Here is a 19,549-nt window from a genome sequence, read left to right on the forward strand (position 1 = left end):
CGATCCCGGTCCCTTCCTCCCCTAAATCACCGCAATATCACCCCCTGCCAGCGGCGACAGCGCCTTCGGCCCGCCTTCGGTGATGACGATCACCTCCTCATGCACCATGCACAGCCCGCCGGGCCGGTCGATCCCGGGCTCCAGCGTGATCACCATGCCGGGTTCCAGCACGGTTTGGTCCTGCGCCGTCAGCGACAGCCCCTCGGTCAGCTGCATCCCCAGGCCGTGCCCCAGCCGTCCCGCCGTCTCGCCCGCCCCGACGATACCCGACATGACCCGCCACAGGTCGCTGGCGCGCGCGCCGGGCCGGGCGATCTCCATCGCCGCTGCCGTGGCCGCGACAAGCCGTTCATGCGCCTCTGCCACGCCTTCACCCACATGTCCCACGGCGAAATTGCGGTCGAAATCGCAGAAATACCCGTCCCATACCGCGCCCGTGTCCAGCATCAGCACGTCGCCTGCACAGAGCGGCGTCTCGGGCGCGGGCGAGATCACGTCCGCGTACCCGCCCTGCGCGGCGCCCCCGGCAAGGTAAGGCACCCAGTCCGCGCCTTCCTCCAACAAGAGGCGCTGAAAATCGCGAAAGACCTGCGCCAGCGGGCGGCCTTCCCCCGCGATCACGGGTACCCGGGCAAAGGTCCGACCGGCAATGGAACAGGCGGTTTCAATCTTGGCGATCTCGGAGGGGGATTTCACAGCCCGCAGTCGCGCCACGAGTCCCGCATCTTTGGTGAACGCCAGACCGGCCAAGTCTTTCACCCGCTCGAAGTCGTGCAAAGGCATCCTCAAATGCGTCTCGTACCCCATTGGCACGCCCACCGGGCCGCCCACCTCGCGCAGCGTTGCGGCCAGCAGGCTCACACCGTCATCGTCGGGGTTGGGGGCCGACCACGTTCGGATATCCTCGACCCACGTGCGCCCCATCAGCGCCGCCCCGATCGACGGGATCACCGCCACCGGCGGACCTTCGCGCGGCACCACCAGGAACCACGGGCGGCTCGGGCTTTCCCAGAACCGCGTCAGAAAGCCGGTGAAATAACGCACATCCGCCTCGGTCGTCAGCAAGAGCGCGCCCAGCCCCGCACGGTCCATCAGCACCTGCGCCCGCGCGGTCCGGGTCTCGTACTCCGCCCGCTCGAACCCCCGGATCATCCGACGGCTTGCTCACTCAGGATGCACAGCACCCGCGCGTCGGGTCCAAGGCCCATCAACCGCGCGGCGGCCAGCCCCGCCGCCCCCGATTCCGTGCTCTCCAGCCCCATAAGCTTCAATTCCGGCAGCACCTCCGCCGCCTCGTCCTCACTGAGGGTCACGAAGGCATCGGCATCCCGCGACAAACCACGCAGCGCGATCAGCGATGGCTCCTTGCAATCCAGACGCCCCATGGCCGAGACCGGACCTTCGGTCGCCACCGGACGACCCGCTTCGATACTCGCCTGCAACGCCGGGGCGGCCTCGGGTTCCACCACCACGATGCGCGGCTCCGCACCCCAATGCGCCCGGAAAAGCGCTGCGCAGGCCCCCGCCAGCCCGCCGACGCCCGCTTGCAGGAAAATATACGTGGGCACCTCCGGCATCTGCCGCACCGCCTCCTCGGCCATCACCAGGTAACCTTCCATCAGCCGCCAGGGCAGGTCCACGTACCCGGGCCAGGAGCTATCGGACAACAGCGTCCAGCCGTTGTCCGTTGCTGCTTGCTCGGCGGCCTTCATGCTGGATTCGTAGTCTGCCCCGGCCCGCACCACCTCGGCGCCCCTGTCGCGCAGGCGTCCGGCAAAGCTTTCAGGCACCGTCTCGGCGATATAGACCACGGCCTTCGCGCCAAAGACCTTCGCCCCCGCCGCCACCGACATCCCGTGATTGCCCGCGCTCGCGGTGACATAGGTCCGCTCCGCCAGCGCCCTCGCCATGTCCTCCGCCCCCGTCGCGGCGGCCTCATGCGCAATCACATAAGCCGCCCCAAGTGCCTTGAAGCTGCCCAGCCCCATGCGCCCGCGCTCGTCCTTGACGAAAAGCGTCGTACCCCACGCCTCGCGCCGCTCCAGCGGCGTCTCGCCATGCGCCGGGCACTCGGACAACAGCCGCAAGGGCGCGGCGGCGTCCACGCTGGGGCCGGAGTTCTCGGCCAGGACCCCGTCCACCAGCCCCTGCCCGCGCCACGGGTTCTCGATCGTCTTCATGGCAACTCCTTTTCGCACAACCCGACGGCATCGCGCGGCATCCGTCAAGGCCCATGGCACGCACCGCGCCGCACCCCCTTCCCCCCGCTGCGTTCATGTCCTAATAGGGGCGCCATCTGCACCGCACCTTGGGGGACATGTTTCACATGCAGGAACCGGCCATCACGTCCGAACTGATCGCGGCCCACGGGCTCAAGCCCGACGAGTACGCCCGCATCCTCGAAATCATCGGCCGCGAACCGAGCTTCACCGAACTCGGCATCTTCTCGGCCATGTGGAACGAGCATTGCTCCTACAAGTCCTCCAAGAAATGGCTGCGCACCCTGCCCACCGACGGCCCGCAAGTGATCTGCGGCCCGGGCGAGAATGCGGGCGTGGTGGATATCGGCGACGGCCAGGCCGTGGTCTTCAAGATGGAGAGCCACAACCACCCCTCCTATATCGAGCCCTACCAGGGCGCGGCCACCGGCGTGGGCGGCATCCTGCGCGACGTCTTCACCATGGGCGCGCGTCCCATCGCCTCGATGAACTCGCTTTCCTTCGGCGAGGTCGCCCACCCCAAGACCCGCCAGCTGGTGCATGGCGTGGTCGAGGGCATCGGCGGCTACGGCAACTGCTTCGGCGTGCCCTGCGCGGGCGGCGAGGTGCGGTTCGATCCGGCCTATAACGGCAACTGCCTCGTCAACGCCTTCGCGGCGGGCCTCGCGGATGCCGACAAGATTTTCTACTCGGCCGCCTCCGGCATCGGCATGCCCGTCGTGTACCTCGGCGCCAAGACCGGCCGCGACGGCGTCGGCGGCGCCACCATGGCCTCCGCCGAATTCGACGAGACCATCGAGGAAAAGCGCCCCACCGTTCAGGTCGGCGACCCCTTCACCGAGAAACGCCTGATGGAGGCCACGCTGGAACTGATGGCCACCGGCGCCGTCATCTCGATCCAGGACATGGGCGCGGCCGGCCTCACCTGTTCCGCCGTGGAAATGGGTGACAAGGGCGGCCTCGGCGTCAAACTCAACCTCGACGCCGTGCCACAGCGCGAGGCGAACATGACCGCCTACGAGATGATGCTGTCCGAATCCCAGGAACGCATGCTCATGGTCCTGCGCCCCGAGAAAGAGGCGGAAGCCCGCGCCGTGTTCGAGAAATGGGACCTCGACTTCGCCATCGTCGGCGAGACCATTGCCGAGGACCGCTTCCTCATTATGCACAAGGGCGAGGTCATGGCCGACCTGCCGCTCGCCACCCTGTCGGGCAGCGCGCCGGAATACGACCGCCCATGGGAAGAGCCTGAAACGCCCGAGGCGCTCGACGATGCGAACGTGCCCAATGTCGATCCCATCGACGGGCTGAAGGCCCTCATCGGTTCGGTCAACTACTGCGGTCGGCAGTGGGTGTACGAGCAATACGACACAATGGTCATGGCCGACAGCGCCCGCACACCCGGTCAGGGGGCGGGTCTCATCCGCGTGCACGGCACCGACAAGCACCTCGCCTTCACCTCCGACGTCACCCCCCGCTACGTCAAGGCGAACCCCTTCGAGGGCGGCAAACAGGCGGTGGCCGAGGCCTATCGCAACCTAACCGCCCTTGGCGCCGTGCCGCTTGCCACGACCGACAACCTCAACTTCGGCAACCCGGAAAAGCCCGCGATCATGGGCCAGTTCGTCATGGCCATCAAGGGCATCGGCGCGGCCGTCGCGGCGCTCGACATGCCGATCGTGTCGGGCAACGTCTCGCTCTACAACGAGACCGATGGCAGCGCCATCCTGCCCACTCCCACCATCGGCGCCGTGGGCCTGATCAAGGACCCCGAAACCGCCATCACCGGGCATGCCCGCGACGGCCACGTGGCCCTTCTGGTGGGCGAAACCACCGGCCACCTGGGCCAGTCGGCGCTTCTGGCCGAGGTCTATAACCGCGTTGAAGGCGATGCACCGCCCGTCGATCTCGATGCCGAGAAGCGCAACGGCGACTTCATCCGCGCCAATGCCGAATACATCAAGGCCTGCACCGACCTTTCCGATGGCGGCCTCGCGCTCGCCGCCTTCGAGATGGCCGAGGCCGCCGGCGTCGGAATCTGCCTCGACAGCGACGAGACCGCGACGCTCTTCGGCGAAGACCAGGCCCGCTACCTCGTGGCCTGCAACTTCGACCAGGCCGAGGCGCTGATGATTGCCGCAGGCCAGGCCGGCGTGCCGATACAGTCCGTAGGCCGCTTCACCGGCAGCGACGTGCAAATGGGCCGCTCCAGCGCCCCGCTGGACGAGCTGGCCACGATCTATCGTGGCGCCTTCGGCGACACCTTCGCCTGACACCCCGCAGGGCGGGGTTTCACCCCGCCTTGCCGCGCCAATGCCGGGGCGAAATCCCGGCCTGCCCCGCCACGGACGACATCGCCCGAAACCTCGCCTGTCGCTTGCACTCGGCCCCCACCGTCTCTACATCAGGGACAGACACCAAGGAGACGCGCACATGCCCATGCAAGTCCAGGAAATCGAGGACCTGATCCGCGAGACCTTCCCAGACGCAAAGATCACCATCACCGATCTGGCCGGCGACGGGAACCACTACGCGGCCGAGGTCATCGACGAAAGCTTCCGGGGCAAGAACCGTGTCCAGCAGCAGCGGGCCGTCTATGCCGCGCTCAAGGGCAAGATGGACGGCCCCTCGGGCGACCTGCACGCCCTGGCCCTGACCACCAAGGCCCCGGACTAGGCCCATGAGCTGGACGCTGATCATCCTCCTGGCCCTGGTTTTCGCCGCCATCGCCGCGGTCGCCATCGTGGGCCAGCGCAAATCCCCCGGCAAGCGTGGCAGCGAACCGGGTGAAGGAATGCACGTCCTGGATTCCGACTACCAATCCGGAATGGGCGGCGGCAACGTCCGGCGCTGGGAAATCCCCCGCGATCCACAAGCCTACGCCAAAATCTTTGCACCGAAGGACACCAAGAAATGAGCGATCCCAAGACGCAAATCGAAGAAACGAACAAAGCCAACGACGTGGTGCTTTACATGAAGGGCACCAAGACCATGCCGCAATGCGGGTTCTCGTCCCGCGTGGCCGGCGTTCTGAACTACATGGGCGTCGAGTTCATGGATGTGAACGTGCTGTCGGATGATGGCATCCGTCAGGGCATCAAGGACTATTCCGACTGGCCCACCATCCCGCAACTCTACGTGAAGGGCGAATTCGTCGGCGGCTGCGACATCATTACCGAGATGACGCTCTCTGGCGAACTCGACACGCTGTTCGAGCAAAACGGCGTCACCTATGACAAGGACGCCGCCGAGAAGATCCGCGAAGCCAACGCCTGAGCGGGTCTTTCGATCCAGTTAATCCAAGGCGCGGTCCCCGCTCGGGGGTCGCGTTTTTCTTTGCGAATGCTTAACGGCGCACGGTCTGTTCATTCCGGCCCTTCGGACAACGGCACCGTCGCGATACCACCCGGATACCGACGCGATACCGACGTGGATTTTCGCCCCCGATTCGCCGTTAAGACATCGGCCACAGGATCAAAAACAACCCTGCTGCAAACGCCGCCCCCCGCAACGGCCAGCCTTTCCTCAGAACCAGCGACAGGCTGACCAGCGCCAGCCCCACGCCCACCTTGACCATCGCCAGAACCGCCCATCCGGGCGTCTCGGCCAGCGCCGTGATATCGGGATTTGCCACCATCCCCAACGGGATCAGGTACAGCCCCACGCCCAGCGTCATCGCCGTGAGCGCGACCCGCAGCCAGTTCTCGCCGATCATGCCCGCCGCGATGAAAACCGCGCCGCAAACAGGCGGCGTGATGGTCGACAGAAGGGCGTACCAGAAAACGAAAAGATGCGCCTGAAGTGGCTCCATCCCCAGTTCGATCAGCGCCGGCCCCGCGACCGAGACGCAGATCACGTAGGCCGCCGTTGTCGGCACCTCCATGCCCAGGATCAAGCAGGCAAAGGCGGTCAGCAGCAGTGACGGCCACAGCATCCCGCCCGAGGCCGACAGGATCAGCGACGTGATCTTGACCCCCAGCCCCGTGACGCCCAGCACGCCTATGACCAATGAGGCGCAAAAGATGATCGATCCGATCAGCGCCACCTGCCGCGCCGCCGTCATCACCGCCGTCTCGGCCCGCGCCAGCGCCCGCGGCAGGTTCACCCGCAGGTCCGACCCCAAGAGCAGCAGTGCCGCCCCGGCAAAGATCGACAGGCACGCGGCATATTGCGGCGTGACCCCTATCACGAACATACCCCACAGCAGGATCAGGAACGGCACCAGGAAAAATCCCGATGTTACAAGCACATCGCGCCGCGCGGGCCAGTCCGCATCCGAAAGTCCCCGCAAGTCGAACCGCGCCGCATAGCCGTCGATCCCGACCCAGACGGCCCAGAAATACAAGAGCGCCGGAAGCGCCGCAGCAGCCATGATGCCGGTATAGGGCACCCCCGTCAGTTCGACCATGACGAAGGCCCCCGCCCCCATCAGCGGCGGCATGATCTGCCCGCCGGACGAGGCCACCGCCTCCACCGCGCCTGCGATCCGCTTGGGGTATCCCAGCTTCTCCATCGCGGGCAACGTCACCGCCCCGGTCGAAGCCACGTTGGCCGAGGCCGAACCCGAGATCGACCCGAAGAGCGCCGAGCTCAGCACCGACACCTTCGCCGCGCCCCCTCTCAGACGCCCGGCAGCAGCAGCGGCCACGTTCATGAAGCCCTGCCCCGCCTCGCCCGCGTTCAGCACCGCGCCGAAGATGACAAAGATCGCCACCACGTTCACCGACACCTGCGTCAGCGATCCCCAAAGCGCGCCTTCGGCAATCGTCAGCGTCCCGAGAAAGCTCTCGATCGGCGTGCCCGAATGGCCGAAACGCCCCGGAATGTATTGCCCCAAAAGCCCGTACATCAGGGCGATGGCCGCCACCAATGGCAGAGGCCAGCCAATCGCCCGCCGCGCCGCTTCCAGCACCACGAGGATCAGCACGGCGGCCATGGCCACCTGCCCCCGTCCTTCGAGAAATCCGTACTGGTCCCCCAGGATGTCACGGTTGACCACGACCCAAAGCGCCGCGCCCACGCCAAGCGCCGCCAGCACGTACCCGCTCTGGCGTGTCAGCCCCACCTGCCCCCAGATCAGCACCCAGGGCAGCACGAAGACCAGGTGCATCGGCCGGCTCACAAGGTTCGGGACCAGCCCCCAGAACACCAGCCCGATGTGAAACACCACCGACGCCAGCGCCAGGCCAAGCCAGAAAAACCGCGCAGGACCGGCCTGCGCGGCGGGATCGGGGGTCGTCAGGCTCACGTGGTCACTTCTGCGCGTCGGTCAGGGTCATGCCTGCCTCTTCGTAATACCGCACGGCTCCGGGGTGGATCTGGCCGGTGATGTTCTCCATCAGGCCTTCGTCCACGCCGTTCCACCATGCCGAGGATTCCGCAAGCCTGGCCTTGTTCTCCCAATAGGTCTTGGTCAGCTGATAGGCGGTCTCGTCATCCATCTGGGTGGTCGTGTAGGCCGCCACCGGCAGCGAGGTCGTCACGATCTCCTCATCCTGCCCCGCATAGGTGCCCGCGGGGATGACCAGCCTTGTGCGCTTGGTCTCGGCGATCTGTTCATCGCTCAGCGACAGCACCGTCACGCCGGTCGAGGCCGCGGCCTCCACCACGTTCGGCGCGGGCCACGAGCCTGCGGTCACGAACCCATCGATCTGGCCGTTCTGCATCGCCGGCACCGCGTTCGACAACTCCACGTCCGCGATCTCGACCTTGTCGGCCAGCCCGAAGAGATCGAGATACTTCTCGCCCTCAGTCGCGCCAAAGCTGCCCTTGCCCAACAGGATCGTCTTGCCTTCCAGATCGTCCAGCGTCGTGGCCCCGCTCTCCTCGGACATGACGAAATGCATGGTCAGCGACGGAATCGGAAACAGCGCGCGGATCTCGTCAAAGGCCGGGTCGCCCTTGCCCTCGAACATCGCCTTGCCACCCTCTGCCAGGCTGACCAGCACCGGGGGCGTGGTGAAGACGTAGTCAGCCCCCCGCGCCCGAACTTCCATCACGTTCTGGACCGACCCCTGGCTTTCCTCGACCGTCACGCTGATTTCGCCGTCCGAAGCCTCTTGCATGGCTTCGGCGATCTGCACCCCCATCTGGTAATAGGACGAGGCCGTCTTGGCGGATTTATAGGTCACGCGCGTCTCGGCGGCCGCCGGAAACGCGAGCATCGATCCCGCCAGAACGGCGGCGGTCATACGGTGGAATTTCATGGTATCCTCCCAAGTGTTCGAGGCGCATCAAGACATGCGCCCCGGGCAGGGTCAATGGTCAGATATCCAGCGTATGGTCCTTTTCCCATTGGCTGAAATGCGCCATGTAGGAATCCCATTCCTGCCGCTTCATCTTCAGGAAGGCGGACGAAAACGCGTCACCCAACATCGCCTTCAACTCCTTGTCCTTGTCGTAAAGACGCAAGGCATCCAGCATGTTCAGCGGCAGTTTCGGCGCACCCCGCACCTTGTGGCCTTCGGCATACATGTCGATGTCATACCGCTTGCCCGGATCGGCCTTGGACCGGATGCCGCTGAGACCCGCCGCGATGACCACGGCCTGCAACAGGTACGGGTTCGCCGCCCCGTCCGCCAGCCGCAGTTCGAACCGCCCCGGCCCCGGCACGCGCACCATGTGCGTGCGGTTGTTGCCGGTCCACGTCACCGTGTTGGGCGCCCATGTCGCCCCAGAGGTGGTGCGCGGCGCGTTGATCCGCTTGTAGCTGTTGACCGTCGGATTGGTGATCGCCGCCATGCCGCTGGCGTGCTTCATGATCCCGCCCAGGAAGTTTGCGCCCCGGTCCGACAGGCCCAGCTCTGCCGTCTGGCTGCCCTCGGCCTTGTCGGTGGCAAAGACATTGGTCTTGGCCTTGTCCCCGGGCGCGTCCCAGACCGAGATATGCACATGCGCGCCGTTGCCTGTCAGCCCCTCGACGGGCTTAGGCATGAAGGTGGCGCGAAAGCCGTGTTTCTCGGCCACCGACTTGGTCATGAACTTGAAGAACGAATGCCGGTCGGCGGTCACCAGCGCGTCGTCGAACTCCCAGTTCATCTCGAACTGGCCGTTCGCGTCCTCGTGGTCGTTCTGGTACGGGCCCCAGCCCAGATCCAGCATGTAGTCGCAGATCTCGCGCACCACGTCATAGCGGCGCATCACCGCCTGCTGGTCATAGCACGGCTTCTCGGCGGTATCGAACTCGTCCGACAGCGCATTGCCATCCGGCGTCAGAAGGAAATACTCCGCCTCCACACCGGTCTTGACGTGCAAGCCTTCCTCGGCAGCCTCGTCGATCAGGCGGCGCAGCACGTTCCGGGGCGCTTGCGCCACGTCCTCGCCTTCCATCACCGGGTTGGCGGCGACCCAGGCGACCTCGGGCTTCCACGGCAGTTGAATGACCGACTCCGGGTCCGGCACGGCCAGCATGTCGGGATGGGCCGGCGTCATGTCCAGCCACGTGGCAAAGCCCGCGAACCCCGCGCCATCCTCCTGCATGTCGGCAATCGCCTGCGCCGGAACCAACTTGGCCCGTTGCCCGCCAAAGAGGTCCGTGAAGGATATCATGAAGTATTTGACGCCGTTCTTGTCGGCAAATTTCGCCAGGTCCGTGGCCATTGTCGTCTCCCCGTTTCTTGTCGTTCTGATTTTTGTTGTCGATTACATACCGCCCTGCCCGGGAATCCAAGAGGTTCCCGCCAAAGGCACCCGCGCCATGGCGGCGGCCTCCACGGTAAGGGCTTGTAAATCTTCTGGCTCCAGATTGTGCACGTGGTTCTTGCCGCAGGCCCGGGCCAGCGTCTGTGCCTCCAGCGTCAGAACCTGAAGGTAATTGTTCAGCCGCCGCCCGGCCTCGACCGGATCAAGGCGTTTGGACAATTCCGGGTCCTGCGTGGAAATGCCCGCCGGGTCGCGGCCCTCGTGCCAGTCGTCATAGGCCCCGGCGGTAGAGCCGAGTGCGTTGTACTCGGCCTCCCACTTGGGGTCATTGTCGCCGATGGCCACCATGGCCGCCGTGCCGATGCTGACCGCGTCGGCGCCAAGCGCCAGCGCCTTGGCCACGTCGGCACCCGTGCGGATGCCGCCCGAGACGATCAGCTGCACCTTGCGGTGCATGCCCAGTTCATGAAGCGCGGCAACGGCCTCGCGGATACACGCCAGCGTCGGGATGCCGACATGCTCGATAAACACGTCCTGCGTGGCCGCCGTGCCGCCCTGCATGCCATCGATCACCACCACGTCCGCGCCGGCCTTCACGGCCAGCGTCGTGTCGAAGAACGGGCGCGCCGCGCCGACCTTGACGTAAATAGGCTTTTCCCAGCCGGTGATCTCGCGCAGTTCGAGAATCTTGATCTCAAGATCATCCGGCCCCGTCCAGTCAGGGTGCCGACACGCCGAACGCTGGTCGATCCCCTTGGGCAGCGTGCGCATCTCGGCCACGCGGTCCGATATCTTCTGACCCAGCAGCATCCCGCCGCCGCCGGGCTTGGCGCCTTGCCCCACGACAACCTCAATGGCATCGGCCTTGCGCAGGTCGTCGGGGTTCATGCCATACCGGCTCGGAAGGTATTGATAAACCAGAGTTTTCGACTGCCCGCGCTCTTCGGGCGTCATGCCGCCATCGCCAGTGGTGGTCGAGGTGCCCGCCATCGACGCCCCGCGCCCGAGCGCCTCTTTCGCTTGCGCCGACAGCGCGCCAAAGCTCATGCCGGCGATGGTGATCGGGATCTTCAGCTCGATCGGCTTCTTGGCATAGCGCGACCCCAGCACCACGTTCGTATCGCACCGCTCGCGATAACCTTCCAGCGGGTAACGCGACATGGACGCGCCCAGGAACACAAGGTCGTCGAAATGCGGCACCTTCCGCTTGGCCCCGCCGCCGCGGATATCGTAGATACCGGTGGCCGCGGCCCGCCGGATTTCCGCGTTAACGTCAGGTGTGAAGGTATTGGAATACTTCGGCAAAGTCCGCGGAGCGGATTTTTGATTGTCGCTCATGGTCCGTCTCCTCAATAGGCGTTGTCGACTTTGAAATTGTAGAGCTTGCGGGCCGAGCCATAGCGCTTGAACTCCGACGGGTCGGCGTCGATCCCGGCCATCTCCAGAAGTTCGGTCAGTTTCTCGACATGCTCGGTCCGCATCTCCTTTTCGATACAGTCGGCGCCCAGGCTTTTCACGCTGCCGCGCACGAACAGCTTCGCCTCGTAGATCGAGTCGCCAAGCGCATCGCCCGCATCCCCGCACACCACCAGGTGCCCCGCCTGCCCCATGAAGGCCGACATATGCCCCACATTGCCGCCCACCACGATGTCGATCCCCTTCATCGAGATCCCGCAGCGGGACGAGGCATTGCCCTTGATCACCAGGAGCCCCCCATGCCCGGTCGCCCCGGCATACTGGCTGGCGTCACCCTCGACGATCACCGTACCGCTCATCATGTTCTCGGCCACGCCGGGGCCGACATTGCCCGCGACGCGCACCGTCGCCTGTTGGTTCATGCCCGCGCAGTAGTACCCGGTCGAGCCCTTCACGGTCACATCCAGCGGCGCATCCAGCCCCACGGCAATCGCATGGCTGCCGCGCGGGTTGACCACTTCCCAACCGGTCTCGTTGCCGCTGGCCGCTTGCAGCGTGGCATTCAGCCCACGCAGCCCATCCGCTTCCAAGTCGTAAGTCTGCATCTCAATGGCTCCAGAAATAAACAGTGGCGGGTTCGGGTTCCCACACGCGGGCATCCTCGATCCCCGGCAGGTTCACCAGCGCACGATACTCGCTGCCGAAGGCCACGTATTGATCGGTTTCGGCCATCACGGCCGGTTTGCAGGCGATGGGATCGCGCAGCACGCCGAACCCGTCCTTGGTGCCGACGACAAAGGTGTAGAATCCGTCCAGATCCGCCAACCCGGCCTCCAGCGCCTCGCCAAGACTATGACCTTGCTGCATTTTCCAAGTCAGGTAGGCCGCCGCGACCTCGGTGTCGTTCTCGGTTTCCACCTCGACGCCCTCACGCGCCAACTGCCGGCGCAGCGCATTGTGATTACTGAGCGAGCCGTTATGCACAAGGCACTGATCAGCGCCGGTGGAAAACGGATGCGCCCCCAGTGTGGTGACCGCACTTTCGGTGGCCATACGGGTGTGCCCGATGCCATGACTGCCGGTCAGCTTGGGAATGTCGAACCGTTTCGCCACGTCCCCCGGCAGGCCGACTTCCTTGTAGATCTCGATAATGTCGCCGGCACTCATCACCCGGATATCCGGGCGCTGCCGCTTGATCGCCTGCCGCGCCGCCGACAGCTTGTCCTGCGGCAGGCTCAGCACGGCATGCGTGTCGATCACACGTTGCTCGATGCGCGCGCCGACTTCCTTGCCGATCTCCTCGGCGAGCCCCTCGAACTGGCTCGGCTCGGCGGCTTGCAGCGTCAGTTTCGCCTGCCCGTCCCGATCCGTGCCGTAGACCGCGATGCCCGCGCTGTCGGGCCCGCGGTCGGACATGGTGATCAGCATATCGGTCAGCATTTCGCCCAAGCGCGGCTCAAGCGTTTTGTCCTTCAGGAACAGTCCAACGATTCCACACATGACGGTGTCTCCTATGTTGCGGAGACGCTAATACGACCATAAGAAAGATGCAATACGGGGAATTAAATATTCTTCTGGGGAATATTCACCGGTCGCCTTGCGGGTACGAGATCACCGATAGGTAACGGATCGGCAGCCGCAGCAGCTCGTCCGGGCCGTGCGGCGCGTCGGCGTCGAAAAACAGGCTGTCGCCAGGGCGCAGGTGAAAGCTCTGGTCGCCGTGGCGATAGCCCACCTCACCTTCGAGGATATAAAGCATCTCGATCCCTTCGTGTTGAAAGGTGGGAAAGATGTCGGATTCCTCGTTCAGCGTGATCAAATAAGGCTCGACCACGACTCCGCTATTATTGGCGCCGATATGACCCAGCAGGTTATATTGGTGCCCGGCCCGTGTGCCGGCGCGCTCCATTTCCACGGCCTCGCCCGACTTGACATGCACCACCTCGCGCCGCTCCTCGAACCGGCGGAAGAAGGCCGTGATCGGAACGCTCAGCGCAGTGGACAGCGCCTGCAGCGTGGTCAGGGACGACGACGTGACCCCGTTCTCGATTTTCGACAGCATCCCGACGGACAGGCCCGTGACGTCCGACAGGTCCGACACCGTCATGCTGCGGGCCTTGCGAAACTCTCGCACGGCCCGCCCGATGGCGGTTTCGAGGTTCATGTCCTGATGTTCACGAACCTTGTGGGGGTCCTGATTCAGCTTTCCGGGGGCCATTTTCTTCGTACTTTTCTCGTTTCGGAACTTACCCTTGCACGGTACCGGCCGGAATTACGATATAAAATTCGAGCGGCCCGCCACAATCCGGCCACATTTCGGCCCAATTCCTGACAGTCTTTTCCGAAACACTACTCTGATAACCAGGCGCCGGTCGGCGCTGTTCGGCCGGTCTGACCTATAATAAGGAGCAGGCAAATGGCAACGACCCCCGACCTCCCCCAGAAGTCGCAGAAACCCGCGCCGACACCGCGCAGCACCGCGTCGCAAGGCGCAAAGGTGATCGTGTCCAGGCAGGTCTTCACCGACTTCGCCGCGATCTGACGCGCCAAGCGCAAACCAAAACGGCGCGATCCTAAGACCACGCCGTTTGTCAATTCGTGTCTCGGTTGCGTCAGCCGACCAGTTCGAGACCCGAGAAGAAATAGGCGATCTCCACCGCCGCCGTCTCCGGAGCGTCAGAACCGTGGACCGAGTTTTCGCCGACAGATTCCGCGAATTCCGCGCGGATCGTGCCCGGGGCCGCATCGGCAGGGTTCGTGGCGCCCATCACTTCGCGGTTCTTGGCAATCGCGCCTTCGCCTTCCAGCACCTGCACGACAACCGGCTCGGACGCCATGAATTCGCACAGTTCGTCATAGAACGGACGCTGCGCGTGCACGGCGTAGAACACACCGGCCTGCGCCTTGGACAGGTGGATCCGCTTCTGCGCGATGATGCGCAGGCCGGCATCCTCGAACTTGGCGTTGATCTTGCCGGTCAGGTTACGTTTGGTGGCATCGGGTTTGATGATGCTGAGCGTGCGTTCGACAGCCATTGTAGCCTCTTTTCGTGTAAGTCATGGCGCAAACCCCATGTCTGCGCCGTCATTCGGCGTCCCGATAGCATGGGGGTGCATGATTGAAAAGCTGCGATTGACGGCGCGGGCCCGATACGGCATGCGGTGCGCATGTTGCGTCTTGAAGACATAAGTTTCTCGGTCGCCGGCCGCCCCCTGATCGAGGGCGCCTCGGCTGTCATTCCCGCAGGCCACAAGGTGGGTCTGGTGGGCCGCAACGGCACCGGCAAGACTACACTTTTCCGCATGATCCGGGGCGAGCTGCCGCTGGACACCGGCACGATCTCCCTGCCCGAACGCGCCCGCATCGGCGGCGTCGACCAGGAGGTGCCGGGCAACGAGGTGTCGCTGATCGACACGGTGCTGGCCGCCGACACCGAACGCAGCGCGCTGATGGCAGAGACCGAAACCTCGACGGACGGCACCCGGATCGCAGAGATCCAGACGCGGCTGGCCGATATCGACGCCTGGAGCGCCGAGGCCCGTGCCGCGACCATCCTAAAGGGCCTTGGCTTCACCGACGAGGAACAGGCCCAGCCCTGTTCGGCCTTCTCGGGCGGCTGGCGGATGCGCGTGGCGCTGGCCGCCGTGCTCTTCACCGCGCCCGATCTGCTGCTGCTCGACGAGCCGACGAACTATCTCGACCTCGAAGGCGCGCTCTGGCTGGAAAGCTATCTTGCTCGCTATCCCCATACCGTTCTGGTCATCAGCCACGATCGCGGGCTCCTCAATCGCGCCGTGGGCGCGATCCTGCATCTGGAGGACCGGAACCTGACGCTCTACCAGGGCGGCTACGACACCTTTGCAGAAACCCGGGCCGCACGGCTTGCAAATGCCGAGGCCGAGGCAAAAAAGCAGGAGGCGCGCCGCGCCCATCTGCAATCCTATGTCGACCGCTTCCGTTACAAGGCAGACAAGGCGAAACAGGCCCAATCCCGCATCAAGGCGCTGGAAAAGATGAAGCCGATCTCGCGCCCGCAAGAGGCCGCGCTGCGCCGCTTCACCTTCCCCGAGCCCGACCAGCTGTCGCCCCCCATCCTGAGGCTGGACAATGTGGCCACGGGCTATGACGGCGTGCCGGTTTTGCGGCGCCTGTCGCTTCGCATTGACCAGGACGACCGGATCGCGCTTCTGGGGCGCAACGGCGAAGGAAAATCCACGCTTTCCAAGCTGTTATCCGGAAAGCTTGAGGTTCTCGACGGCAAGAAACATGCCGCCTCGAAGCTGCGCGTCGGCTATTTCGCGCAGCACCAGGTCGACGAGTTGCATCTCGACGAAAGCCCGCTCGATCACATCCGCCGCCTCTATCCCGATGACGGCCAGGCCAAGCTGCGCGCGCGGCTGGGCGGCTTTGGCATCGGCGCGGAACAGGCCGACACCAAGGTGGCGAAACTGTCGGGCGGGCAAAAAGCGCGGCTGTCGCTGATGCTGGCCACCACCGACGCGCCGCACATGCTGATCCTCGATGAGCCCACCAACCACCTCGATATCGAAAGCCGCGAAGCGCTGGTCGAGGCGCTGACCGATTACACCGGCGCGATCATCCTTGTCAGCCACGACATGCACCTGCTGCAATTGGTGGCGGACCGGCTGTGGCTGGTCAAGGACGGCACGGTCAAGCCCTACGAGGGGGACCTGCAGACCTATCGCGCCGCCCTGCTGGACCAGAAGCCCCCGAAAAAGGACGCGGCAACGCTGCCCGCGGAAAAGCCCGCGCCGAAACCCAAGCGCCCTTCTCGCGATGCCGTTCTCGAACTGCGGCAAGACGTGAAGGCCTGCGAGCAGCGCGTGGAAAAGCTGAACGTGATGCGCGACAAGATCGCGGCCAAGCTGGCCGATCCCACGATCTACGCCGATGCCAAAGCCAACGACATGGAAGCCTGGCAGCGCAAGTATGCCGAGGTGATGGATGGTCTCGACCGGGCCGAGGCGCTGTGGATGGCTGCGCTGGAGCGGCTGGACGCGGCGGAAAACTGAACCCGGACGGTTTACAACGCCCGCATCCCGGCGCAAACCATGGCGCATGGACCCGAGCTTTCTCATCACCGCGTGGGTGGCGCTTTTCGTCATCATCGACCCGATCGGCATGACCCCGCTTTTCGTGGCGCTGACTCAAGGCGACAGCCCGTCGCGCCGCCGCGCCATTGCCCTTCGGTCCTGCATCGCCGGGGCACTGATCCTGATCGTCTTCGCAAGTTTTGGCGAATCCGTGCTGGACTTCGTCGGCATCTCGATGCCCGCCTTCCGCATCGCGGGCGGCCTGCTGTTGTTCCTGACCGCGCTCGACATGCTGTTCGAACGGCGCACCAAGCGGCGCAAGGATCAGGCGGACGAGGAAGACGACCGCGAGGATCCGTCGATCTATCCCCTCGCGATTCCACTGATTGGCGGCCCGGGCGCTATCACCACCGTGATCCTGCTGGCCGGACAGCAACCCGGTGTCGAAGGGCTGGCCTGGGTCATCGGCGTGATGCTCAGCGTGGTCCTCCTCGTGTTCCTCCTGTTCCTGACCGCCGGCCTGCTGGAGCGTGCCTTGGGGCGAACCGGCATCAACGTAATCACCCGCCTGCTGGGGATGCTCCTGGCCGCGCTGGCGGTTCAATTCGTGCTGGACGGGCTCAAGGGATTTGGACTGGCGGGCTGACGCGCCGCTCCTTATATCTTGACCATGACCGGAGATGACACCGCCCGCCTGCTCTATCTCGTGCTGCTCGGCGCCGCCGTCGTGGCGTGGTTCTTTGCGCAGAACCGGACCTCGCTGGGCAAGAACATGCAGTACATGGTGGTCTGGGGGCTGATCTTCGTGGGCGCCATCGCCGCCGTCGGACTTTGGGGCGACATCCGCAACACCGCACGCCCCGCATCCTACACGAGCTTGGGCGAAGACCAGATCGAGTTGCGCCGGGCGCTGGACGGTCATTACTACGTCACGGCCCAGGTGAACGGGGCGCCCGTGGACTTCGTGGTGGATACAGGCGCCACGCTGATCGTGCTGACCCGCGCCGATGCCGAACGCGCAGGCCTGAATACGGATGATCTCGCTTTCATCGGGCGCGCTGGCACCGCCAACGGTACGGTCAGTACGGCGCAGGTGCGGCTCGACAGCCTGACCATCGGCCCGCTTGAGGATCGTGGCATCGCGGCCTCCGTCAATGGCGGCGAATTGGACAAGTCTCTCTTGGGCATGAGCTATCTCGAGCGATTCTCGAGCGTTCAGATTTCCGATGGGCGGATGATTCTGACCCGCTAGACGGCGCGCCGCCCCTACGCCTCGGCCTTTTTCTCCCAGCGGCCGGAGTCCTCGGACCAGTATTGCGCCGAACAGCCCGCGCCGGTCAGCGCCTTCCACTGGCCACGCGCATGGTTCAGGGCGTGATCGTCGTTGCCGTCAAAAAGGATACAGGCCCGTTCAAGCGCCTGCACTTCGTCGGGTGAGACCTCGGCGCCGTCTACGCTCATGATGCAGGAGGCCCCGTTGGTGGCCTCCCCCGTGCCCAGCAGGATCGGCTGGCGGGCGTCATGCGGCCCGCCCGAGCGGCCATGCGCCAGAAACGCCTCCTCGGGTCCCAGCCACAGTTTCTCGTCCAGCCAGTCCAGCCGCGCCTCCTGCGTGCCGCGCACCAGCACGCGCCAGCCCGCGCCGCGGGCCTTGTCCAGCAACATCGGCAGCGTCGCCTCCAAGGGGCGGCGGGTCAGGTGGTAGAAAAAGACCGCGCCCATCACTCCCCTTCGTATTGATCGGCCACCAGCCGGTCGAGGGTCATCACGCCCCAGCCGGTCGAGCCCTTGGGGGCGAAATCGGTGTCCTTGGTCACCCGCGCCACGCCCGCGATATCAAGGTGAATCCACGGCGTGCCCTCCTCGACGAAGCGTTGCAGGAATTGCGCCGCGGTGATCGACCCCGCGGGGCGTCCGCCCACGTTCTTCATGTCGGCGATGTCGGACTTGAGCTGCTTGTCATAGGCCTCGCTCAGCGGCAAACGCCATGCGCCCTCGCCCTCGTTCTTGGCCGCGCGCAGGAACTTGTCCGCGAAATTGTCGTCGTTGGAAAACACGCCCGCGTTTTCATGCCCAAGCGCGATAATCATTGCCCCCGTCAGCGTCGCAAGGTCGATGATCGCCGCGGGCTTGTAGGTCTGCTGCGCGTACCACAGCACATCGGCCAACAACAAACGGCCCTCGGCGTCGGTGTTGATGATCTCGACCGTGTCGCCCTTCATCGAGGTGAACACGTCACCGGGACGATAGGCCTCGCCCGACGGCATGTTCTCGACCAGCCCGACAAGGCCCACGACATTGGCCTTGGCCTGCCGCAGCGCGAGGGCGCGCATCGTGCCCGTCACAACGCCTGCGCCGCCCATGTCCATGGTCATGTCTTCCATGCCCGTGGGCACCTTCAGCGAGATCCCCCCGGTGTCAAAGACCACGCCCTTGCCAACAAGCGCCAATGGCGCATCGCCATCTCGCCCGCCGGACCATTCCATGACCGCGACCTTCGTGGGTGACGCCGAGCCCTGCCCCACGGCGAGCAAAAGCCCCATGCCATGTTTTTCAAGGTCCTTTTCCTCAAGGATGGTGATCTTGAGGCCGAGGCTCTCCATCTCCTTGATCCGCTTGGCGAATTCCGTCGTGGTCAGGTGGTTGGCCGGTTCAGACACCAGGTCGCGGGTCATAAGCACGCCCTCGGCAACGGCAAGCGCTGATTTCGCCGTCTCGGTCGCCTCGTCCGGCTTGCCGACCATGATCGAAACCGGACCCTGCTCCTCGGGCTGCTTGGACTTGCGTGCGTCGAACGAATAGGCCCGCAGCACGATACCCTGCGCCAGTTCGCCCAGCCGCCGCGCAGTGCCTGCCAGCACCAGAAGCGGCGCCTCGCCTTTCAGCTTGCCCAGGGCGGCACCGGCCTTGCGCGTCTCGACCGGGTCGGCCCCGCGTTCCAGGCACAGCACGTCCAGCGCCTTGGCGGCAAGGCCCGTGGGCCACGCCATCGTGACGACCTGCCCGGGTTTGGTCTTTTCCCAGGCCTCGCTTTCCAACAGGCGCTTGACCGCGCCCTTGGTGAGCCGGTTCACGCGCCGCGCACCGGGGCCCATCTTGCCGTTCGGGGTGACCACCACCGCCACGCGGCCTTCTGCTTCGGCAATGGCGTCAAGGTCCAGCTCGGTGAAGGTGACGGAAACGGGGGTGCTCATATGATGCTCCTTGCGCGCAAATTTT

20 protein-coding genes are annotated in these 19,549 nt (G+C 65.0%); 8 read left to right on the top strand and 12 right to left on the bottom strand.

From position 1 onward, the window contains the following. Nucleotides 1–21: 21 nt before the first annotated feature. A complete protein-coding gene (locus tag RBB18_RS05540) occupies nucleotides 22–1,152 on the bottom strand; it encodes a Xaa-Pro peptidase family protein (protein ID WP_306110793.1) in 1,131 nt (376 codons plus the stop codon). Next, nucleotides 1,149–2,180 carry a pyridoxal-phosphate dependent enzyme gene (locus tag RBB18_RS05545; protein ID WP_306110794.1) on the bottom strand — a complete coding sequence of 344 codons (1,032 nt, stop codon included), beginning with the start codon at nucleotides 2,178–2,180 and terminating at the stop codon, nucleotides 1,149–1,151. Before RBB18_RS05545 ends, RBB18_RS05540 begins: the two co-directional genes overlap by 4 nt. A 146-nt stretch (nucleotides 2,181–2,326) precedes the next feature. Here RBB18_RS05545 and purL point away from each other — a divergent pair, with 146 nt between their 5' ends. The 4 genes from purL to grxD all read left to right on the top strand — a co-directional run bounded on the left by purL (nucleotide 2,327) and on the right by grxD (nucleotide 5,495). Then, complete coding sequence (purL, locus tag RBB18_RS05550) at nucleotides 2,327–4,492, top strand: phosphoribosylformylglycinamidine synthase subunit PurL (RefSeq protein ID WP_306110795.1); 2,166 nt, start codon at nucleotides 2,327–2,329, stop codon at nucleotides 4,490–4,492. Nucleotides 4,493–4,652: 160 nt separating this feature from the next. Further along, entirely contained in the window at nucleotides 4,653–4,895 is a 243-nt protein-coding gene (locus RBB18_RS05555) for a BolA/IbaG family iron-sulfur metabolism protein (protein WP_057793905.1), read from the top strand. A 4-nt stretch (nucleotides 4,896–4,899) separates the two neighbouring features. Continuing rightward, nucleotides 4,900–5,136 (top strand): hypothetical protein, encoded by a 237-nt coding sequence (locus RBB18_RS05560; protein WP_306110796.1) that lies wholly within the window; start codon nucleotides 4,900–4,902, stop codon nucleotides 5,134–5,136. After that, entirely contained in the window at nucleotides 5,133–5,495 is a 363-nt protein-coding gene (grxD, locus tag RBB18_RS05565) for a Grx4 family monothiol glutaredoxin (RefSeq protein ID WP_103764230.1), read from the top strand. The genes RBB18_RS05560 and grxD overlap by 4 nt, the downstream gene beginning before the upstream one ends. A 178-nt stretch (nucleotides 5,496–5,673) precedes the next feature. On the opposite strand, the gene RBB18_RS05570 is transcribed toward grxD, so the two are convergent. From RBB18_RS05570 to RBB18_RS05600, 7 genes are all read right to left on the bottom strand, one after another. Beyond that, the gene (locus RBB18_RS05570; RefSeq protein ID WP_371931599.1) at nucleotides 5,674–7,461 is read right to left on the bottom strand and encodes a TRAP transporter permease; all 1,788 of its coding nucleotides are present in this window, start codon (nucleotides 7,459–7,461) and stop codon (nucleotides 5,674–5,676) included. A gap of 10 nt (nucleotides 7,462–7,471) precedes the next feature. Further along, a complete protein-coding gene (locus RBB18_RS05575) occupies nucleotides 7,472–8,425 on the bottom strand; it encodes a TAXI family TRAP transporter solute-binding subunit (protein WP_306110798.1) in 954 nt (317 codons plus the stop codon). A 58-nt stretch (nucleotides 8,426–8,483) separates the two neighbouring features. Then, on the bottom strand, nucleotides 8,484–9,818 hold the full coding sequence (gene glnT, locus RBB18_RS05580; RefSeq protein ID WP_306110799.1) for a type III glutamate--ammonia ligase: 1,335 nt from the start codon (nucleotides 9,816–9,818) through the stop codon (nucleotides 8,484–8,486). A 42-nt stretch (nucleotides 9,819–9,860) separates the two neighbouring features. Beyond that, complete coding sequence (locus RBB18_RS05585; RefSeq protein WP_306110800.1) at nucleotides 9,861–11,198, bottom strand: FMN-binding glutamate synthase family protein; 1,338 nt, start codon at nucleotides 11,196–11,198, stop codon at nucleotides 9,861–9,863. Between the two features lie 11 nt (nucleotides 11,199–11,209). Next, nucleotides 11,210–11,881 carry a GXGXG domain-containing protein gene (locus RBB18_RS05590; protein WP_306110801.1) on the bottom strand — a complete coding sequence of 224 codons (672 nt, stop codon included), beginning with the start codon at nucleotides 11,879–11,881 and terminating at the stop codon, nucleotides 11,210–11,212. 1 nt (nucleotide 11,882) lies between these two features. Continuing rightward, the gene (locus RBB18_RS05595; RefSeq protein WP_274594294.1) at nucleotides 11,883–12,776 is read right to left on the bottom strand and encodes a glutamine amidotransferase family protein; all 894 of its coding nucleotides are present in this window, start codon (nucleotides 12,774–12,776) and stop codon (nucleotides 11,883–11,885) included. An 85-nt stretch (nucleotides 12,777–12,861) separates the two neighbouring features. Beyond that, nucleotides 12,862–13,494, bottom strand: a complete 633-nt coding sequence (locus tag RBB18_RS05600) for an XRE family transcriptional regulator (protein WP_103764224.1) — start codon at nucleotides 13,492–13,494, stop codon at nucleotides 12,862–12,864. Between the two features lie 198 nt (nucleotides 13,495–13,692). Here RBB18_RS05600 and RBB18_RS05605 point away from each other — a divergent pair, with 198 nt between their 5' ends. Next, entirely contained in the window at nucleotides 13,693–13,818 is a 126-nt protein-coding gene (locus RBB18_RS05605; RefSeq protein WP_306110802.1) for a hypothetical protein, read from the top strand. A gap of 70 nt (nucleotides 13,819–13,888) precedes the next feature. Here the strand turns inward: RBB18_RS05605 and ndk are convergent, their stop codons facing one another. Next, on the bottom strand, nucleotides 13,889–14,311 hold the full coding sequence (ndk, locus tag RBB18_RS05610) for a nucleoside-diphosphate kinase (RefSeq protein ID WP_306110803.1): 423 nt from the start codon (nucleotides 14,309–14,311) through the stop codon (nucleotides 13,889–13,891). Between the two features lie 132 nt (nucleotides 14,312–14,443). Here ndk and RBB18_RS05615 point away from each other — a divergent pair, with 132 nt between their 5' ends. Genes RBB18_RS05615 through RBB18_RS05625 form a run of 3 tightly spaced genes read left to right on the top strand, consistent with a single transcriptional unit; the run spans nucleotide 14,444 to nucleotide 17,582 of the window. Continuing rightward, entirely contained in the window at nucleotides 14,444–16,309 is a 1,866-nt protein-coding gene (locus RBB18_RS05615; protein ID WP_306110804.1) for an ABC-F family ATP-binding cassette domain-containing protein, read from the top strand. 46 nt (nucleotides 16,310–16,355) lie between these two features. Next, on the top strand, nucleotides 16,356–16,976 hold the full coding sequence (locus RBB18_RS05620) for a MarC family protein (protein WP_152475006.1): 621 nt from the start codon (nucleotides 16,356–16,358) through the stop codon (nucleotides 16,974–16,976). A 24-nt stretch (nucleotides 16,977–17,000) separates the two neighbouring features. Then, nucleotides 17,001–17,582 carry a TIGR02281 family clan AA aspartic protease gene (locus RBB18_RS05625; RefSeq protein ID WP_103764282.1) on the top strand — a complete coding sequence of 194 codons (582 nt, stop codon included), beginning with the start codon at nucleotides 17,001–17,003 and terminating at the stop codon, nucleotides 17,580–17,582. Between the two features lie 14 nt (nucleotides 17,583–17,596). On the opposite strand, the gene RBB18_RS05630 is transcribed toward RBB18_RS05625, so the two are convergent. Beyond that, nucleotides 17,597–18,052, bottom strand: coding sequence for a DNA polymerase III subunit chi (locus RBB18_RS05630; RefSeq protein WP_274594290.1), 456 nt, complete (start codon nucleotides 18,050–18,052; stop codon nucleotides 17,597–17,599). Continuing rightward, on the bottom strand, nucleotides 18,052–19,524 hold the full coding sequence (locus RBB18_RS05635) for a leucyl aminopeptidase (RefSeq protein WP_274594289.1): 1,473 nt from the start codon (nucleotides 19,522–19,524) through the stop codon (nucleotides 18,052–18,054). Before RBB18_RS05635 ends, RBB18_RS05630 begins: the two co-directional genes overlap by 1 nt. Nucleotides 19,525–19,549 lie beyond the last annotated feature (25 nt).

It is taken from the genome of Roseovarius sp. MMSF_3298, from assembly GCF_030733705.1.
Classification (GTDB): domain Bacteria; phylum Pseudomonadota; class Alphaproteobacteria; order Rhodobacterales; family Rhodobacteraceae; genus Roseovarius; species Roseovarius confluentis.

Bases quoted from the DNA above. Each gene is read 5' to 3' on its own strand.
- RBB18_RS05625 (WP_103764282.1), top strand. From the start codon at position 17,001: ATGACCGGAGATGACACCGCCCGCCTGCTCTATCTCGTGCTGCTCGGC.
- RBB18_RS05595 (WP_274594294.1), bottom strand. From the start codon at position 12,776: ATGTGTGGAATCGTTGGACTGTTCCTGAAGGACAAAACGCTTGAGCCG.
- grxD (WP_103764230.1), top strand. From the start codon at position 5,133: ATGAGCGATCCCAAGACGCAAATCGAAGAAACGAACAAAGCCAACGAC.
- RBB18_RS05540 (WP_306110793.1), bottom strand. From the start codon at position 1,152: ATGATCCGGGGGTTCGAGCGGGCGGAGTACGAGACCCGGACCGCGCGG.
- RBB18_RS05635 (WP_274594289.1), bottom strand. From the start codon at position 19,524: ATGAGCACCCCCGTTTCCGTCACCTTCACCGAGCTGGACCTTGACGCC.
- ndk (WP_306110803.1), bottom strand. From the start codon at position 14,311: ATGGCTGTCGAACGCACGCTCAGCATCATCAAACCCGATGCCACCAAA.
- RBB18_RS05615 (WP_306110804.1), top strand. From the start codon at position 14,444: ATGTTGCGTCTTGAAGACATAAGTTTCTCGGTCGCCGGCCGCCCCCTG.
- RBB18_RS05630 (WP_274594290.1), bottom strand. From the start codon at position 18,052: ATGGGCGCGGTCTTTTTCTACCACCTGACCCGCCGCCCCTTGGAGGCG.
- glnT (WP_306110799.1), bottom strand. From the start codon at position 9,818: ATGGCCACGGACCTGGCGAAATTTGCCGACAAGAACGGCGTCAAATAC.
- RBB18_RS05605 (WP_306110802.1), top strand. From the start codon at position 13,693: ATGGCAACGACCCCCGACCTCCCCCAGAAGTCGCAGAAACCCGCGCCG.
- RBB18_RS05600 (WP_103764224.1), bottom strand. From the start codon at position 13,494: ATGGCCCCCGGAAAGCTGAATCAGGACCCCCACAAGGTTCGTGAACAT.
- RBB18_RS05560 (WP_306110796.1), top strand. From the start codon at position 4,900: ATGAGCTGGACGCTGATCATCCTCCTGGCCCTGGTTTTCGCCGCCATC.
- RBB18_RS05585 (WP_306110800.1), bottom strand. From the start codon at position 11,198: ATGAGCGACAATCAAAAATCCGCTCCGCGGACTTTGCCGAAGTATTCC.
- RBB18_RS05575 (WP_306110798.1), bottom strand. From the start codon at position 8,425: ATGAAATTCCACCGTATGACCGCCGCCGTTCTGGCGGGATCGATGCTC.
- RBB18_RS05555 (WP_057793905.1), top strand. From the start codon at position 4,653: ATGCCCATGCAAGTCCAGGAAATCGAGGACCTGATCCGCGAGACCTTC.
- RBB18_RS05590 (WP_306110801.1), bottom strand. From the start codon at position 11,881: ATGCAGACTTACGACTTGGAAGCGGATGGGCTGCGTGGGCTGAATGCC.
- purL (WP_306110795.1), top strand. From the start codon at position 2,327: ATGCAGGAACCGGCCATCACGTCCGAACTGATCGCGGCCCACGGGCTC.
- RBB18_RS05545 (WP_306110794.1), bottom strand. From the start codon at position 2,180: ATGAAGACGATCGAGAACCCGTGGCGCGGGCAGGGGCTGGTGGACGGG.
- RBB18_RS05620 (WP_152475006.1), top strand. From the start codon at position 16,356: ATGGACCCGAGCTTTCTCATCACCGCGTGGGTGGCGCTTTTCGTCATC.